The organism is Oceanobacillus rekensis (genome assembly GCF_002153375.1).
GTDB classification, from domain to species: Bacteria; Bacillota; Bacilli; order Bacillales; family Amphibacillaceae; genus Oceanobacillus; species Oceanobacillus rekensis.
The window spans coordinates 79,283-95,721 of sequence record NZ_MTBQ01000008.1 but is presented as its reverse complement, the minus strand read 5'-3'; the positions used below and the strand labels follow the sequence as shown (position 1 = coordinate 95,721).

General features: G+C 39.5%; 12 protein-coding genes. 7 read left to right on the top strand and 5 right to left on the bottom strand.

Annotation, left to right across the window (positions count from 1 at the left end; all coding sequences use genetic code 11):
* Positions 1-260: 260 nt before the first annotated feature.
* The 4 genes from BV906_RS19260 (at position 261) to BV906_RS17020 (ending at position 4,979) form a co-directional block, all read left to right on the top strand.
* Positions 261-446: a hypothetical protein gene (locus tag BV906_RS19260; protein ID WP_176330394.1), complete on the top strand. Its 186-nt coding sequence runs from the start codon at positions 261-263 to the stop codon at positions 444-446.
* A gap of 156 nt (positions 447-602) precedes the next feature.
* Positions 603-3,836, top strand: a complete 3,234-nt coding sequence (locus BV906_RS17025; RefSeq protein ID WP_087974827.1) for an FIMAH domain-containing protein — start codon at positions 603-605, stop codon at positions 3,834-3,836.
* A gap of 87 nt (positions 3,837-3,923) precedes the next feature.
* On the top strand, positions 3,924-4,070 hold the full coding sequence (locus BV906_RS19595) for a hypothetical protein (protein WP_176330393.1): 147 nt from the start codon (positions 3,924-3,926) through the stop codon (positions 4,068-4,070).
* 180 nt (positions 4,071-4,250) lie between these two features.
* On the top strand, positions 4,251-4,979 hold the full coding sequence (locus BV906_RS17020; RefSeq protein WP_087974826.1) for a Fic family protein: 729 nt from the start codon (positions 4,251-4,253) through the stop codon (positions 4,977-4,979).
* Between the two features lie 251 nt (positions 4,980-5,230).
* On the opposite strand, the gene ggt is transcribed toward BV906_RS17020, so the two are convergent.
* From ggt to pgsB, 4 genes are read right to left on the bottom strand one after another with little or no spacing between them, the layout of a single operon-like run.
* The gene (ggt, locus tag BV906_RS17015; protein ID WP_087974825.1) at positions 5,231-6,865 is read right to left on the bottom strand and encodes a gamma-glutamyltransferase; all 1,635 of its coding nucleotides are present in this window, start codon (positions 6,863-6,865) and stop codon (positions 5,231-5,233) included.
* A 9-nt stretch (positions 6,866-6,874) separates the two neighbouring features.
* On the bottom strand, positions 6,875-7,087 hold the full coding sequence (locus BV906_RS17010) for a hypothetical protein (protein WP_087974824.1): 213 nt from the start codon (positions 7,085-7,087) through the stop codon (positions 6,875-6,877).
* 56 nt (positions 7,088-7,143) lie between these two features.
* On the bottom strand, positions 7,144-7,611 hold the full coding sequence (pgsC, locus tag BV906_RS17005; RefSeq protein ID WP_087974823.1) for a poly-gamma-glutamate biosynthesis protein PgsC: 468 nt from the start codon (positions 7,609-7,611) through the stop codon (positions 7,144-7,146).
* 18 nt (positions 7,612-7,629) lie between these two features.
* On the bottom strand, positions 7,630-8,823 hold the full coding sequence (gene pgsB, locus BV906_RS17000; protein WP_087974822.1) for a poly-gamma-glutamate synthase PgsB: 1,194 nt from the start codon (positions 8,821-8,823) through the stop codon (positions 7,630-7,632).
* Positions 8,824-9,252: 429 nt separating this feature from the next.
* Between pgsB and BV906_RS16995 the strand changes: the two genes are divergently transcribed.
* The 3 genes from BV906_RS16995 (at position 9,253) to BV906_RS16985 (ending at position 14,097) form a co-directional block, all read left to right on the top strand.
* On the top strand, positions 9,253-10,587 hold the full coding sequence (locus BV906_RS16995; protein WP_087974821.1) for a hypothetical protein: 1,335 nt from the start codon (positions 9,253-9,255) through the stop codon (positions 10,585-10,587).
* Between the two features lie 400 nt (positions 10,588-10,987).
* Complete coding sequence (locus BV906_RS16990) at positions 10,988-13,318, top strand: NlpC/P60 family protein (protein ID WP_176330391.1); 2,331 nt, start codon at positions 10,988-10,990, stop codon at positions 13,316-13,318.
* Between the two features lie 398 nt (positions 13,319-13,716).
* Complete coding sequence (locus tag BV906_RS16985; protein ID WP_087974819.1) at positions 13,717-14,097, top strand: cupredoxin domain-containing protein; 381 nt, start codon at positions 13,717-13,719, stop codon at positions 14,095-14,097.
* A 366-nt stretch (positions 14,098-14,463) separates the two neighbouring features.
* Here the strand turns inward: BV906_RS16985 and shc are convergent, their stop codons facing one another.
* Complete coding sequence (shc, locus tag BV906_RS16980; RefSeq protein ID WP_087974818.1) at positions 14,464-16,356, bottom strand: squalene--hopene cyclase; 1,893 nt, start codon at positions 16,354-16,356, stop codon at positions 14,464-14,466.
* Positions 16,357-16,439: the final 83 nt, after the last annotated feature.

The window sequence follows — 16,439 nt, the reverse complement described above, 5'->3', positions numbered from 1 at the left end:
TAGACCCCTATGCATCATAGACTTTATGCAAATCAATTTGATCATTCCATTACAGCTCAGTTGCCTTGGTTGATATCTCAGCTTTTCAGCCTAACATTATAATCAAATAGTATGAGACATTAAAAGTAAAAATACAACGACTTATTTTGTCGAAACGGTTGAAAAATTGAGAATAAATAATATAATCTAGTGTAATAGTATAACTAAACAACTTTGGAGCTATGTACTTTAGAGAATATGAAAGCGCTTTAATAGATTCATTGTTTAATACACCGAAACATCCAAATAGAAAAGGATTTATATGGGCAATCTCTATACCTAATCCGGAAAAAGTAAGAGACAAATTACAACTAAAAGAAGAAATTCCTTCCCCGCCAAATCTGCCAAATGGTTGTACTTTTTCATACACGAAGTCCTTTTACAATAGAGATATGCCAACATGCTAATCCTTTAGAGTAGGGAATAAACTGAGGGAATATTGCAGCTTGTCATTTATATACAGAAAAAGATAGTTACAGGAAGGAGGTAGGTAGATAGGGTGAAAGAAAAAGGAGTTCATTGTAGAAAGATAGGTAAAATCACTAGTTTAAGAGGAGGTTGTTATGAAATATCAAAGATGGAGAATCATGCTAGCTTTAGTTCTTCTTTTGCCCCTATTCCAACACTTTTATCCACTTGAAGGTTCTGCAGAAGGAACGGAAGATCTACCCGCAACCGGTTTTGAAGTCAGCAATGGAGAAAGATGGACAACGTATGAAGAGGAACAGCTCTTTTTACAAGAGGTGGCAGAGCTTTCTGAAAGAGTTACGCTAGAACAAGTAGGTACGTCTGTAGAAGGAAGACCACTAAATTTGATTAAAATTGGTTCTCCAAATCCTCCTACAGAGGAGGAGATTGTTGATGGACGAAAGCTATTAATCACGGGAACACAGCATGGAAATGAACCATCGGGGCGTGAGATGGCATTGCAAGTAATGAGAGATCTTGCGTTTACGGAGGACCCAGACTTATTAGAAATGTTAAACAAGTCAACGGTGCTAATTATTCCAACGGTCAATCCAGATGGAAGAGAAGCAGACAGGCGTATTAATTCAGAAGGGATTGATGTTAATCGTGATCAGCTAGATTTGAAGACACCCGAAGCTCAAACCGTTGCCAGGGTGATGAATCAGTATCAACCTGATCTTACCGTAGATGCTCATGAGCAAGTGTCAGGAGCAAATCTTTCGTTACTTGGTCCAACGAATTTAAATATTGATGAAGGATTAGTCGATTTAAGTGAAGAATTAATTTCCGATTACATGATCCCAGATGTGGAGGAAGCAGGATTTACAACCGGAGCCTATCCAGGATCAGGGGCACCAAGTACCGTAAGGAATATGACGGGTTTAAGGAATGGACTGGGAGTTTTAATAGAAGCAACCTGGGTAGATGACATAAAAACAAGGGTAGATGGGCAGATGGCTGCGGTAGAATCTATCCTACGCTTTTATCATGAAAGATTCGACGAAATTGGTGAAGTGGTCATAGAAGCCAGGAAACAGAAAGAGGAAGTTGGACGGAATCAGTCGGAGCCTTTTTATTTGGAAGGAGATGCAGGTGAGTATCCTTCTGATTCGGATATATTAGATCCACCTCCATTCGGATACTTACTTAACAATGAACAGGCAGAAGAAATCCGTATACAAATTGAATTATTCTCCTTGGAAACAGAGCGAGTTAGTGAAAACGGTGTATTTATTCCGATGGCACAACCGATGATGACGGTAATTCCTTTCATTATGGATGAGCGTTCGAATTACGGACTAGTTGATGGTCTGGCTTTATATGATCCAACTGTTGATCCTGGTACGATTGATCCGCCTGAACTGCCAGAACAACTAAAGTTCAGTACAGACTTTCGTCATCATGAAGTAGGGAACCCGCCAGATAATTGGTCCACATTATGGCGTGAAAGTGGTTGGACAATAAGGCATAACCCGGCACGTTTACAGCATGAAGTAACAGAAGGTGGAGGACGTCGTGCATTGACATGGGATGAAGTTGGACATGTCCGTGGAGATGTCGAAATAGCGGCTTTGGTTCGGGCAACTGGTGGTGACAAAACAATGTTTCAAGTACAACTCCATGCGTCTGGTGAAACTGGCAGTGAGAAGAGTTACTACTTGGATATTGTCGGAACAGACGCAGCATCACCAAACCAGATTCGGATTAATCGAAATTTTGACAGCCGATTCCTTGTTCTCGGGTCAGCACAATTGCCGTTTACAGTAGAAGGAAATAATTGGTATCATGTTGTATTCCAACGCGATGAAGATACGTTACGTGGAAAAGTATGGCCATATGGTGAGGAAGAGCCAGAAGAATGGCAACTATCTGCCCGAGATCGCTTTATTGATAGTGGGAAAGTCGGTGTAGGACATGTGTCAACAGGTATGATCAACGATTGGGCATATTTCGGGGTTGGAACTGCTGGAGCATCCGCACCAAGATCACCAGAAAATATACTTCCTGAGGTGGACAAATCATCCCTTAACTATCGTTTGGATGAGATTCATGCCGAAGAATTAGTTGAAGATAATTTTACAACAGCAAGCTGGGAAACGCTTATCACTGCGATGGCTGATGCAGATGAAGTCTTAACTAAACCAGAAGCATCCCAAGAAACAGTAGATGACGTGCTAAAATTGTTAAATCAAGCTTATGATGGTTTGAGAAGTGCACCTGCACAATTTCAGACTGATTTTTCTGGGTATCAGGCTGGCGAGCCACCAAGCGATTGGAGGAGTAACTGGAACAATAGTAATTGGTTAATATGGAAGGAGCCAAGTAGATTGGAGCATACAGTCGCTGCTGGTGGCCGTTCCGCATTGTCTTGGGATAAAGTTGGTGACGTACGAGGAGATGTAGAAGTATCGGGATTAGTAAAGGCTGTGGGAGGTAGTACAACGTTATTTCAACTTCCATTGCATATCTCTGGCTCATCAGGAAGTGAAAACAGCTATTACTTGGATATGAGAACAACGAACTCGTTAAGAATTAATCGTAATCTAAACAGTGGGTTTACCGTTCTTCAATCTGAAACTGTACCATTTACCGTAGAGGAAGATACGTGGTATCAAGCAGTGTTGCAGCGGAATGGGGATGTTTTACGTGGAAAAGTGTGGCCGTTTGGAGAAGAAGAACCGGAGAAGTGGCAGATAGAAGTCGTTGATAATAAGCATCATCGTGGATATGTAGGGCTTTCCCATGTCAGCACGAACCAAGTAAATGAATGGGCACACTTTGGGACAGGAATTGGCGGTGAAAAAGCACCACGGGCACCAATGGATATATTGGAACCGAAAAAGCCAGAAGTTGATCAAACAGAATTACTGGCATTCGTAAATGAAATTACTGACGCAAATCTAGAGGAATCTCCCTATACAGTTGAAAGTTGGGAACAATTGCGAAATACTTTAGAAAATGCAAGAAATGTTCTTGATGATTCGAATGCGACGAAGGAAGAAGTGGATGAGGCAATGAACGCTTTAAACGAAGCCTATGCCAATCTAGAAGAAAAATCACCTGTTACCATATCATTTCTAAGAGAGCAATTAGAATCATTCGTTCATTTAGGCGATATTTCTGGTCCGCTTATCGTACAGTTAACTAATCGGTTAGATCAGGCAGAGCATCAATACAATAACGGACATGAAGAACAAGCAATAAAGAAAATGGAAGCTTTTCTAAAATCGCTTAACAATCCAGCGTTGAAAGACTACCTATCTCCGAATGCAAAATCGATACTTGAAGAAAGTGTGGAAGCGTTAATAAATAATTGGCTACTAGAATAATAGATGGAATAAAAATATGGGGCTTCTCCATATCAAGGAGATTGCCCCATACTTTTATCATTCAATCGTTCGTTCTGTTCCTTTTTCTTGGGAAAACAAAAGGTTTTTAATACGAGATTCTTTCTTAAGAAACCAGGTGCCCCACCACTTTTGACCATGCCAGAGTTAAAAGCAGTAGTGGAAGCATTATGCAAAAAGAAAAAAGCGGGATACCAAGAAGCATTAGGATGGTGAATGATTTAAAAAGTAAGTTATGATCGATTTGAAGTAGGTAGAGTTAAATAGTATGATTTACCCGAGATAAGGCAGGTATATAATCCTGTCTTTATTATTTGCTATCTGTTGGTTTTTGTTATTATACGTTACAATGATAGTAACATTCTAATTGTTATGATTGAATTGAGGTGAACCGTCATGTTTGAAATAATTAATGATAAGAAAGCAATTCTAGATGCAGCACGTCCATTGCCAGCCTATACATTGAAAAGTTTGCGTGAAAAGTTATTTCTTGAATGGACATACAATACCAATGCAATTGAAGGAAATACACTAACTCTAAATGAAACAAAAGTTGTATTAGAGGGAATAACGGTAGGTGGAAAAACATTAAGAGAGCATTTAGAGATAATCAACCATCGGGATGCAATTACATATGTGGAGGAAATTGTCCAAAAAAATGAATCTCTAAGTGAAAGGCAAATTAAAAACTTGCATCAGCTAGTTTTAAAAGGAATTGATGACGATTATGCAGGAAGGTATCGTGATCAGCAAGTCTTTATTGCAGGTGCTAAGCATACTCCACCAGCACATTATTTGATTGAAGAGAAAATGGAGCAGATGATGAATTGGTATCAAAATGAAGGTATTAATCTGCATCCCGCCCGACGAGGAGCAATGTTGCATGCAATTTTTGTCGGCATTCATCCATTTATCGATGGGAATGGGCGCACATCCAGACTTCTTTTAAATCTAGAGCTGATGAAAGATGGTTTCCCGCCAGTGGTAATTAAGGTTGAAAATCGATTAGCCTATTATGAAGCGCTAGACAAAGCCCACACAACAGAAGACTACGATGACTTTATTTCCTTAGTTGAGGGTGAAGTAGAGGATTCATTGGATTTGTATTTAAAAGCAATTAGTTGAAATAAATTAATTTTTTATATGAATTGGTGGATAGTATATCGGCGACGAGCATTTCATACCTACCGAAAAGAATCATCACTAAATGGGAAGGTTGGCAACCGGTTTTTAATACAAATAAATATGGGGCACTCTCCATATCAAGGAGATTGCCCCATACTTTATTATATAATCTAGCTTATAAAACCCCTTAAAATTCAATCGGTCGTTCTGCCCCTACCTCAGGGAGAAAACAAGAGGTTTAAAAAGTTGAGTTAATTTGATTTCCAAGTGCCACCCCTGCGAGGATCACTCGACCCATAAATTTCATCGTTTTCATAATCAATTATCAATCCCTGGACACTACCAAAATAATCCGTGTCATCCGAATATTCAATCGTGATCCCAAGGTCTTCAGGTTCCCTTAAAAATACATACCCGTGCTCAGCTTGTAAAACATCCTCATGAAATTCCAAGAATGTTCTAGGGTCATCTGCGGATTCTTGAACGGGTTCATTAAACGTAATCATTTTCACCAACTGTTGAGCAACGATGGACGTAATTCTCCTTCCGCCAGAACCTCCAATACCTATGACAGGCTGCCCATTTTTAGCTAGTATTGTTGGTGTTGTATAACTAAATGGACGTTTGCCGGGCTCTGGGCTATTTGGCGAATCTTCATCATTACTAAAGTTTTTTAATTGATTATTTAAGAAGAACCCATTCACATACTCTCCTGAACCAAAAGAAGCACTTAACGTATTCGTTACAGAGACCATCATGCCGTCTTTGTCCACGATCACTATGTGTGTCGTGTTGTCATGATTTTCGATATCTGCTTCGGATTCCAAGTCTCTCCGATATTCAGACATATTCGTTTCATTGACATTGGATGCGAGATCTTTGATATGATCTTTTGACATCATTTCATTTATTGGGACATCGGTAAAGTTTGGATCTCCAACATTTTCCAAGCGATCATGGTAACTTATTCGGTTGATCATCCCGATCATTAACGAAAAAGCCAATGGATTATCTTTCGTTTCTTCAATTTGTAATAACTCAGCCATTTCCAAGTCTTGAATTAGCGTGATGCCACCAGAAGGCGGTGGTGGAGCGAACACGTCATAGCCGCCGAATTCACCTTGTAAGGGTTCTTTGACCTCCACCTCATAGTCTTCTAAATCTTTCTCCTTGATGTCCTCTTCCGAATCGTTGATTTCATTTGCAATTTCCCCATTATAGAAGGCACTTGGACCTTCCGCTTGGATAACTTTTAGCGTTTCTGCTAATTGTTTTTGTTTTAATAATTCTTCCGCTTCAATAGGTTCTCCATCAGGATAGAGATGATTTAATTCAGGCAAACGATCAGCCTCCTCATCCAACGTACGATGCAGTGTTTCAGAAACCGGCACACCATTTTCCGCGAAATGGATGGAAGGTTCAATGAGCTGATCCATATTAATGGTTCCAAAGTCTTCATGTACCTCATACATCCCTTTGACAAATCCCGGTACCCCTATATCACTGGAAGGAATGGAAGCTGGTGCGGTTTCCCGGTAATCATAAACAGCGGGTGTTTCCCCTTTACCGGGGTGAATTAACATCGTTCCGCCTCCGCCAATACCCGATGTTTGCGGCTCCGCAACGCCTAAAACAAAGCTGACTGCTATGGCAGCATCAACTGCATTACCGCCTTGTTCTAGGATCTTCATACCTACTTCCGTTGCAATTGGATTATCAGATGTCACACCATAATTATCTTCTTCCCCTGACATTGTATCATTTAGGGTATAGTCCGTATTCTGGTTTGTTAATTGGGGTTGATCGTCATTTTCTCTAACAATGACGATCACAAATAGGATTAAAATTAATCCTATCGCAATGTTATAACGATTGTTGTTAAGCATACTGTGCATTTACACCAACGCAATTATACAGAGGATAGAGGTAATAATTAACCCCACTGTAGTATCTGTGCTTGTCCTTTTCTTGTGTTGTTTGATTGTTCTTAAAACCATTTGCCTAAATGTCAGTTTTACTTGTTGCTCCACTTGCTGCTCTAGTTGTTTCCTTACTTGCTTACCTACTTGCTCTACTTGTTGCTTTTGTTGTTGGACAGTTGCTTCCATTACTATTCCTCCTCAAATATTGTAAGATAAAGTATCTTCTCTAAATTGTTACACCACTATGCCAGCATGTTAGATAAAGCAACGATGCCAAAGGTTGCGCCGCTGAGCAATAATGTACTTGCAGTTGTAGGTAAAACACCTTGTTTTTGAATGGTATTTGCAATCAGTCCAGGAACAATAATCCCTATAGCCAGCATTCCGCTAACTGCTAGCGGAGTTGCAAATCCAGGAATTGCAAAATCGATAACTATTTTAAGAATGGCTGCAGTGGTTATCATCGCAGCGAATTTTCTTCTCCCGTATAGGATTGTAAACTTTCCAATAATCTTCATGACAATTAAATAGGTCAAAAAGGCAATCATAAACGTGACAACGATACTTATTGGGGAGCTAACCATCAATGCAATATATCCAGGAACGACTAATCCAGCTGGAAGAATCCCTGTCGATTCTGCATAGAATAAGCTAAGAATCACACCCGCAATGATAGCCAAAAAAATATCTCCTTCGGTAAATGTGAACATTTTCCAATCTCCTTCTTTCTATGCAATTTCTTTTGTTATTTTCATTTGACTAAGTCGATCTACCAGTTCATCCGCTCCCCCATGGATATTTCCAACTCCATAAATGGATTTGCCAGATAAAAACGGTTTGAGTTCTTGTTCAATTTCATCAATGGTGGCATTTTCTAAGTTTATAAGATTTTTGACAGGAAACTCTCCTCTTTCATACGCATTTACTATTGGTCCAGTTGTCCCGCCCATTACAACAAGTGTTTCTGCTGGTATATACGGCAGAACTTTTTCGACAAATTGTTCCGTACGATCGACCCGATCCGAACGAGCGTTCATGATAACAACTGGATCATCTGTTGGATAACTTAGTTGCTTCACCCGTTCCCATATATTGATTGTGGACATAGGGTCATTGGCAGCAAACCCATTAACCAAATAGCTAGGGTTATCCACATCGCCAATTGGAAGTATCTGCATGGCGCCTGGGTCCGGCCAAGCTTTTAACATCCCTCTTTCCGCAATTTCATGATCGATACCCAGAACATCTGCAACGGCTAGCGTTAATGCTGCATTTTCCGGGAATACCATATACTCAAATTTTTTAAGAAACTCTTCGGAAACGGCAGACGTGTCACATATATGTAGCTTTGTATTTCGTTGTCTTGCCATTTGTTTAAAATAGGGAATAAAGGGACTTTCATTAACAATCAAATCACCGTTATAGGGGATTGCTTCAGAAAATGAATCGGCCACATCTTTTAATGTTGGTCCCAGCACATCCATATGATCTTCTAATACATTCACAATTAACCCGATATTTGCTTGCAATAATTTTTCTTGGAAAACGATTTGATAATCAGGACTAACGGCCATGCACTCACTAACAAGAGCATCAGCATTTAACTCAACAGCTTTAGATAAAACCTTTCTTTGTTCACCTATATTCGGGCCTTCCAATCTCCTCGTAATAGGCTCCTCTTGGGAATCAAACCAGTAAAGCATTCTAGCATCCGTTCCAGTCGTTTTTCCAACTGTCTGATAGCCTGCCTCTTGTAACATGCCCGTTATTAATCTAGTAACAGTTGATTTACCTCTAATTCCATTGACATTCACACGTACTGGGATACTTTTAGTGTTTTTATCATTCGCTTTTTTTTCCTTAATCCCAAGGTACAAAGTTAAAAATGCTAATAACAGAATGAGTAAAAACTCTTCTAACATTGTCTCACCTCTTCATGGAATGTTTTAAAAATTGGTAGTTTCATTAACTATCCTCCCTTTTTAGAATTATAGGTAAGTACAGAGAGTCAAAATTGTTAGGAAATAATTGGTAGTTTTGTCGAACTCTCTGTGACCTAATATACTAGAATTGTATTAAATGAATGTTAATTTAATATAAAATAGTATGACATTTTATTACAGACTGAAACATTGGTTTATTCTACAAAAAAGACCATTGCATCGTGCTCTATTAGAGATATATTTTGCATAAAAGACTAGTAACTTTGATTATATTGATTCTTTGGCACTACAAACATTGCGATAATTGTAATAATTTTTAATAGGATTAAAATCTCACATTCACATTCTATTTACATTGATAGATTAGGATGAAGGTGTAAGACATTAAATACTAGGAGGAATGCAAAGATGAGAAAATGGAAAAAACTTGGTATCCCATCAATCGTTGCTGTCACAATGATTGGAACTGCAACTACTGGTAGTATGACTGTATCGGCTAATTCGGACGATCCCTATGAGAGCCAGCAGGAAATCAATGTAACTGAAGAGGAAAGCAGTGAAGTAGAGGTGAAGGCTCCTAACAAAGCTCCGGAACATTTGGAAATTGTAAAAACGATTGAAGAACCAACGGATGAAGAAAAAGGATCCATAACAGTAGCAAACGCTACAAAGGTAAAAGAAATGCTGAGAGCCCTTGCAGCAACAGATGGTTCCGAACAAACCTATGAAGTAACTGGAGAAGATAGTCAAGTGAAAGAAGGAGAAAGCGAATTAGCGACAGATGACCAATTTGTTGTAACAGCAGAAGATGGAACCCAAGCTACTTATACAATTTTTGTAGAAGAAAGCAAAAGCAGCGAAGTAGAAGTTCACGCACCTAACAAAGCTCCAAAACATTTGAAAAAAATAACAAAGATTGAAGAACCAACGGATGAGGAAAAAGGCTCGATAACCGTAGCCAACGCTGTAACAGTAGATGGAATGCTGGGAGCCCTTGCAGCAACAGATGGTTCCGAACAAACACATGAAGTAACTGGAGAAGATGGCCAAGCGAAAGAAGGAGAAAGTGAATTAGCCACAGATGACCAATTTGTTGTAACAGCAGAAGATGGAACACAGGCTAATTATACCATTATTGAAGAAGAAAGTAATGAAGTAGAAGTGAAAGCTCCTAACAAAGCTCCAGAACATCTGGAAATTGTAAAAACGATTGAAGAACCAACAGATGATGAAAAAGGCTCTATAACCGTAGCAAACGCTACAAAGGTAAAAGAAATGCTGAGAGCCCTTACAGCAACAGATGGTTCTGAACAAACCTATGAAGTTACTAGTGAAGATGGCAAAGTGAAAGGAATGGGAAACGAATTAGCAACAGATGATCAATTTGTTGTAACAGCAGAAGATGGCACACAGGCTACTTATACTATTATTGAAGCAGAAAGCAATGAAGTAGAAGTGAAGGCTCCTAACAAGGCTCCAGAACATCTGGAAATTGTAAAAACGATTGAAGAACCAACAGATGAAGAAAAAGGCTCTATAACCGTAGCAAACGCAACAACGGTAAAAGAAATGCTGAGAGCACTAGCAGCAACAGATGGTTCTGAACAAATCTATGAAGTTACTAGTGAAGATGGCAAAGTGAAAGGAATGGGAAACGAATTAGCAACAGATGACCAATTTGTTGTAACAGCAGAAGATGGCACACAGGCTATTTATACAATTATTGAAAAACCTGCTCAATAAACGAATAAGCTAGTGAAAGAAGTGGAATGGACACCCCATGACGATAATATCTATTCGTCATGGGGTTTTTCTAACGGTTACTTCAAATGAGTAGATTCCTGTTGCGCTAATCTATTTTTGAATTTTATGGATTTCCATAGGATAGAAAGATAGGGAAAAGTTAGTGGTGGAAATTGAAATTCAGTGATTTTTAATTTTCCATTTATTGGTTATTATACATGAAAAAGGGGGAATCAAATTTATAAGAAGGTAAGATAGATTTTTGATTATTCTACTAGTACAACCTTTATTATCGAAGAGGGAGAGGTGATATTAATTCTTTAAGGATTCTATGGATGGGTTATTTGGGTATGCCTAAAACCTAAACAACCTTTCAACATGAAGGATGGAGGAGATGCGGATGCAGCGTTTTGCTTTGCTATTTGTCTTTAATATGTTTTTATCTTTTGCATTCATTCCTGGTTTGGCTATAGCTGAGGAAAGGAATGACCCGGCTAGTGAACTTGCATTGGATTTGGTCGGTAGTAATAATCAAGGATTTTTAACGTCTGAATTTGTACAATATGTTTATGAGGAATCAAAATCAATTTCCCTGCCGAGATATGCGAAGGATCAGCAGCAGATTGGTGAGGAAATAGAGCGCAGTGAGTTACAAGCAGGAGATGTTGTTTTTTTTCAGGGAACCGGTTTGATGTCGGGGATCTATATTAACGATGGGCGTTTCGTCATCGTGACGAGTGATGGAATTGCTGAACGAAATATGGAAACAAGTGACTATTGGTCGGGTGCCTACGTTGGAGCTGCCCGGTTTACAAAAGAGAATATTGATGATCCGGCTGCTGTATTGGCTCTGGAGGAATTAGGGGAAAACCAACAAGGATGGATCACTTCCGAATTTGTACAATATGTCTACGAGGAAGCGAAAGGCATTTCCCTTCCCGAATCAGCTGCCGATCAATGGATTCAGGGAGAGGATGTAGACGAGCTTCAGTCAGGAGACGTTGTCTTTTTCCAAGGAACCCATTTGATGTCGGGGATTTATATAAATAACGGACGTTTTGTTATTGTTACGAGTGAAGGAATCTCCGAGCGGAATATGGTGACGAGTGACTATTGGTCAGATATTTATCAGGGTGCCAAACGTTACAGCGGGGAAGACACACCTCCTCCTTCAGATAATGAAATCGTCGAACTAGCTCGAGACTTAATCGGAACTCCGTATAATCAATCAGGAAGTAGCCCGGAAGAAGGGTTTAACACAGGTTCTTTCGTTTACTATGTATATAAAGATGTGACAGGCAGCTGGCTCTCCAAACAGCCACCTTCACAGTTGGAAGCAGGTTTTAGCATCGGCAGGGATGATTTGCAACCCGGAGACCTTGTCTTTTTTGAAAATGAAGAACAGGAATTGATTTCAGGGATTTATTCTGGAGACGGCCAATTTGTGATTGCTACTTCCTCTGGGGTAGAGGAAAGGCATGTAGATTATCATACTTATTATGCAGAACGCTTTGTAGGGGGAGCTCGTTATACAGAGGAGATATTGAAAAAATCAAACCCGGAAACGTATAAGAATCATGATAGCCCCATTGTAAGGGAAGCAATGAAATATATAGGAACACCTTATTTAATGACAGGCAATACCTTGGATGCTTTTGATTGTTCGTTTTTCGTCCAAACCGTTTTTCGTGAGGCGGAGGATGTCTATTTGCCTCGAATTAGTTATCGACAATGGGAAGTTGGTGAGACGATACTTCCAGAGGGGACAGATATAGAATCCATTAATCTGGATGAAGAACTTCAGCCCGGAGATGTCCTCTATTTCTCAGGGACATGGCAGGAAGGTATTTCCCACACTGCGATTTATTTAGGTGATGATTATATTATTCATGCAACAGGAGAAGAAGGGCAGACGACGATTTCGTATATGAGTGAATATTGGCGTGATCATTTTACTGGTGCGAAGCGTTTTGATGATCTTGCTATTCAATATGATAATGATGCAGTTTTTGAAGCTCATCAACTGGTGGGAACCGAGTACACGCTTGGGGGATCGACACCTGATGAGGGATTTGATACAGGTGGCTTTGTCCAATACGTATACAATCAAGCATGGCAGTATGACCTGCCGCGATACGGAAGTCAGCAATGGAAAGAAGGGACAGAAATCCCTAGGGAAGAGGCTGAGCCAGGAGATATTCTCTTTTTCCAAGGGTCAAGTATCATTCCGACAATCTATATCGGCAATAATCAGATGATTGCAGTGACATCTTCCAAGGGTGTTACCGTCATTGACTTAACAACAAGTGATTATTGGCCTCCTCGTTATATGGGCGCAAGAACGTATGACATGGAAGTGGAGGAGAGTGAAGAAGCAACGCTTGCACAGCAATATGTCGGCAAATCGTTTGACGAGACGTCTTCGATGTTTATTAAGCAGATCTATGCAGAAGCAGGAGGCATTGATCTCCCATCCAGTTTGGAAGAATTGCGTGAATATGGGGTTAAACTTCATATTGAGGAGCTTCAGCCGGGAGATCTCATGTTTTTTTCTGACACAGAACAGGGAACTGATCCTGTCATGGCAGGTATTTACGCAGGAGAGGGTACATTTATCACGGTGATTGATGGTGAAATCGTGTCCAACACAATCAATGATGATCCAAATTGGATAAATCGGTTGATTGAAGGGCGAACCATATCAACTGCTGAGACGGCAGATGATCGGTGAAAGGTCCGTTATGATGCACGTTGACTTGTTTATAAAATTAGAATAAAAGTTGAGTGTATTGTGGAAGAAATTGAATTAGGTTAATTAAATTAGAGGGCTTCAGGGATAATGGAGCTTGAGCTTTATATAAAAAACATGACTAGTGGCATTGCTTCTGGTCATGTTTTGATAAGGAGGGAATTCACATGTTAGCATAATTCCTTCTCCTCGTTGTACCATTCGTCGAAAAGGGAAATAGTAATTCTGCTTCTCCCAGCATTCTAATGATTTATTATCATCATTCCAGTTTTGGAATCCATGTTTAAATCTCCTGTAATTGCTGGATCGACTAAAATAAATGTATCGTGATAATTTTAAGTAAATGGAAGAAGATAATCTAAGGAAAGGAGGGATTGCCAATGTCTGTAAAAAATTGGTTAGCAGGATTACTTGTAATGATTCTTGTTATGTCCAGTTCAGGGCCTCTACATGCATTTGCAGCAACCGAAGCCGAATTAGTGCCTATGGACACGAGAGAAGAGATGGTTGTCGAACTGCACGATGATTATTTTAACCCAGATGCGATTACAATTGCTAGTGGAGAAACGACAGAGCTGCTACTGAAAAATGTAGGGCAGAAGGAACATACCTTCACCGTGGAAAAGCTTGGAATTGACGTCGAACTCCAGCCGGGAGAACAGAAAACCATCACCGTAAAACCGGAAGAGACCGGTACATACGAACTGATATGTCGGTACCATGAACAAGAAGGAATGGTTGGAGAAGTAATTGTCGAATAAAAAACACAATCAGAAGAATAATTAGTTCTGTTTTTCACGAGAGAAAATTCGAAATAACAGTATAAATATAGTGCTAAATCACATAGGGTTTAGCACTATATTTTTTACGCTCAATTAACTGGTATAAACTGTGCTTAATGTTACATCTATGTTTGAACTATCAGGCGAAAATGAAAAAACTGTAATGGCTCCTATTTAAAGACATTTTGCATCATTGGAAAATAGGATAGTAATTCTTGATAAGAAGGATTTTCAATAAATGCTTGTTTTATATCTTCTTCTAAAATCTTTAAAGTAATCTCTAGTATTGTTAGATCAATTTGAAAATCGGGACGGAAAGACCAAGGCACCTGCCCCTAGTCCCCGTCATTCTAAAAATTTATTCCTATAATGACTCAGAGCTAACAAAGGGTAAATATATCGGTAACTATGGTAATGGATGTAAAATCCTCCTGCCATACCTTGCCCTACTGGATAAGATAATGTCCAGTCCTTTTTATCAGAAGTGTCCAGTAAAAACTTCACACCCGAAAGTATTTCCGGTGTGACTTTGTCGGATGCCGCAATGAGCGAATCCAATGCCCAGGCAGTATGTGTTAATGTGCTGACTCCGAGTGGGGTATAAGTTTGATTGATATCACTATAACAAGATTCTCCCCATCCTCCATCTGGATTTTGAATGTTCCTTAGCCATTTTAGCGATTTTTGAACAGAAGAATCCTCAGTATCAACACCAGTTGAAATCATACCGGTTAAGGCTGCCCATGTTCCGTAAATATAGCAAATTCCCCACCTTCCATACCAAGAACCATTTTTTTCTTGATTGTTCTTTAGCCAATTTACTCCATTTTTTATTGCGGTATGTTTTTTAAACAAGTTGGTAAAGTTACCGTAAAACTCCAGGGTCCTTCCTGTTAAATCTGCGGTAGAGGGATCTGTTAATAAATATTCTGCCCCTTCAATTGGAATAAACTTGACGATCTTTTTATCCACATTTTTTTCAAAAGAAGCCCAGCCGCCATCATAATTCTGCATGGAAAAAATCCAGTCGATTCCTCTGTCCCAAGCCTGTCGGTATACGGTCTCATTTTGTATTAAATTGGTGATGGATCGTAATGAAGCAGTTGTATCGTCAATATCTGGGTTCATCGTATTCCTATCAGAAAATCCCCATCCGCCCGGGTTTTCGGTTGGATTATGAATCGCCCAGTCACCGTAGCGGTAATGTTGTCGGGAAAGTAAGTAGTCATTTGCTTGTTGAACCATTGGATCGTCCCATGAAATATCAGCGCGCTGTAACGCATAATTAATTAAAGATGTATTCCAGACATTTGCCGTTGTGTATTGCATATGCGTATGACCGTCAATTTGACAGGCCATGCCTTTTAAACCGTCTACTGCTTTTGTTATGATTGGATCATTTTTGGGAAACCCGAGGGCTAATAACGAAAAGATCATCAGAAAGGTAGAACTAAAATAATTGTAAAAGGTCCCATCCGGTTCGATTCGGTCTAGGATATACTTTTTCGTTTGCTGGATGGCCATCGAATGAATGTATGCGGGGAAGCCAATGATATTTTTTATTCCTTGTTGAATAAAGGAATAAAAGGAGTGCGACTCACCGGAACGATTCAGGAAGAATTCGTCATTTTCAGCATCATTTCCCCTTGCAAGGAATAAATCAGAAAGATCGGGGCTTCTTTTTGTTTTCATCGTGAATTTCTGATCGGCTAGGATTAACATCGGGGCAATGTTTGCTCTTCCATAAACGGAGAAATTAAAAAAGTTAATCGGGAATGATAATGGCAAAAGAATAAATTCGATTGGAATTGGAAAAAACGTAGGCCATTTATATTGACCGGTTAAGGCGAGCATGATTTTGGCAAGCATATGACTTTTTTCAATACCGCCCCATGCCAAAATCCGCCTTCTTGCAGCTGCCAATTCTTTATCCCCCTTATTTCGGTAACCAGAATACAAAAGTGCATAATAGGCTTCAATCGTAGCAGTTACATTTCCGTCTTTCTCATCATAAAAAAGTTTCCAAGACCCGTTTTTCTCCTGCCTGCTAAGTATTCTTTCGACTAAAGCTTGAATGAGCTTTTCATCATTTATTTCTAATGTGCGCAGCAAAATAATCATATAGGCATCCGTTGAGACGCCTGTTTCAAAAGGATAATCCCAGGATCCATCAGAGGACTGGTTATTTTTTAATACCTCGGTGATTCGATTGATTTCATCTGTTATTTTGCTTTTCACAGTTACACCTCCAAACAACTATATAATTTTATTCCATCGCCATTGTTAAAATGCCAAAAACGCTAGAACACTGCTTGTTGCTT

What these genes read in the sequence shown, in the direction of transcription:
- pgsB (WP_087974822.1), bottom strand. Translation starts at nt 8,823, where the DNA reads ATGTTAGAAGAGTTTTTACTCATTCTGTTATTAGCATTTTTAACTTTG.
- BV906_RS17025 (WP_087974827.1), top strand. Translation starts at nt 603, where the DNA reads ATGAAATATCAAAGATGGAGAATCATGCTAGCTTTAGTTCTTCTTTTG.
- BV906_RS17020 (WP_087974826.1), top strand. Translation starts at nt 4,251, where the DNA reads ATGTTTGAAATAATTAATGATAAGAAAGCAATTCTAGATGCAGCACGT.
- BV906_RS16990 (WP_176330391.1), top strand. Translation starts at nt 10,988, where the DNA reads ATGCAGCGTTTTGCTTTGCTATTTGTCTTTAATATGTTTTTATCTTTT.
- ggt (WP_087974825.1), bottom strand. Translation starts at nt 6,865, where the DNA reads ATGCTTAACAACAATCGTTATAACATTGCGATAGGATTAATTTTAATC.
- BV906_RS16985 (WP_087974819.1), top strand. Translation starts at nt 13,717, where the DNA reads ATGTCTGTAAAAAATTGGTTAGCAGGATTACTTGTAATGATTCTTGTT.
- pgsC (WP_087974823.1), bottom strand. Translation starts at nt 7,611, where the DNA reads ATGTTCACATTTACCGAAGGAGATATTTTTTTGGCTATCATTGCGGGT.
- BV906_RS16995 (WP_087974821.1), top strand. Translation starts at nt 9,253, where the DNA reads ATGAGAAAATGGAAAAAACTTGGTATCCCATCAATCGTTGCTGTCACA.
- BV906_RS17010 (WP_087974824.1), bottom strand. Translation starts at nt 7,087, where the DNA reads ATGGAAGCAACTGTCCAACAACAAAAGCAACAAGTAGAGCAAGTAGGT.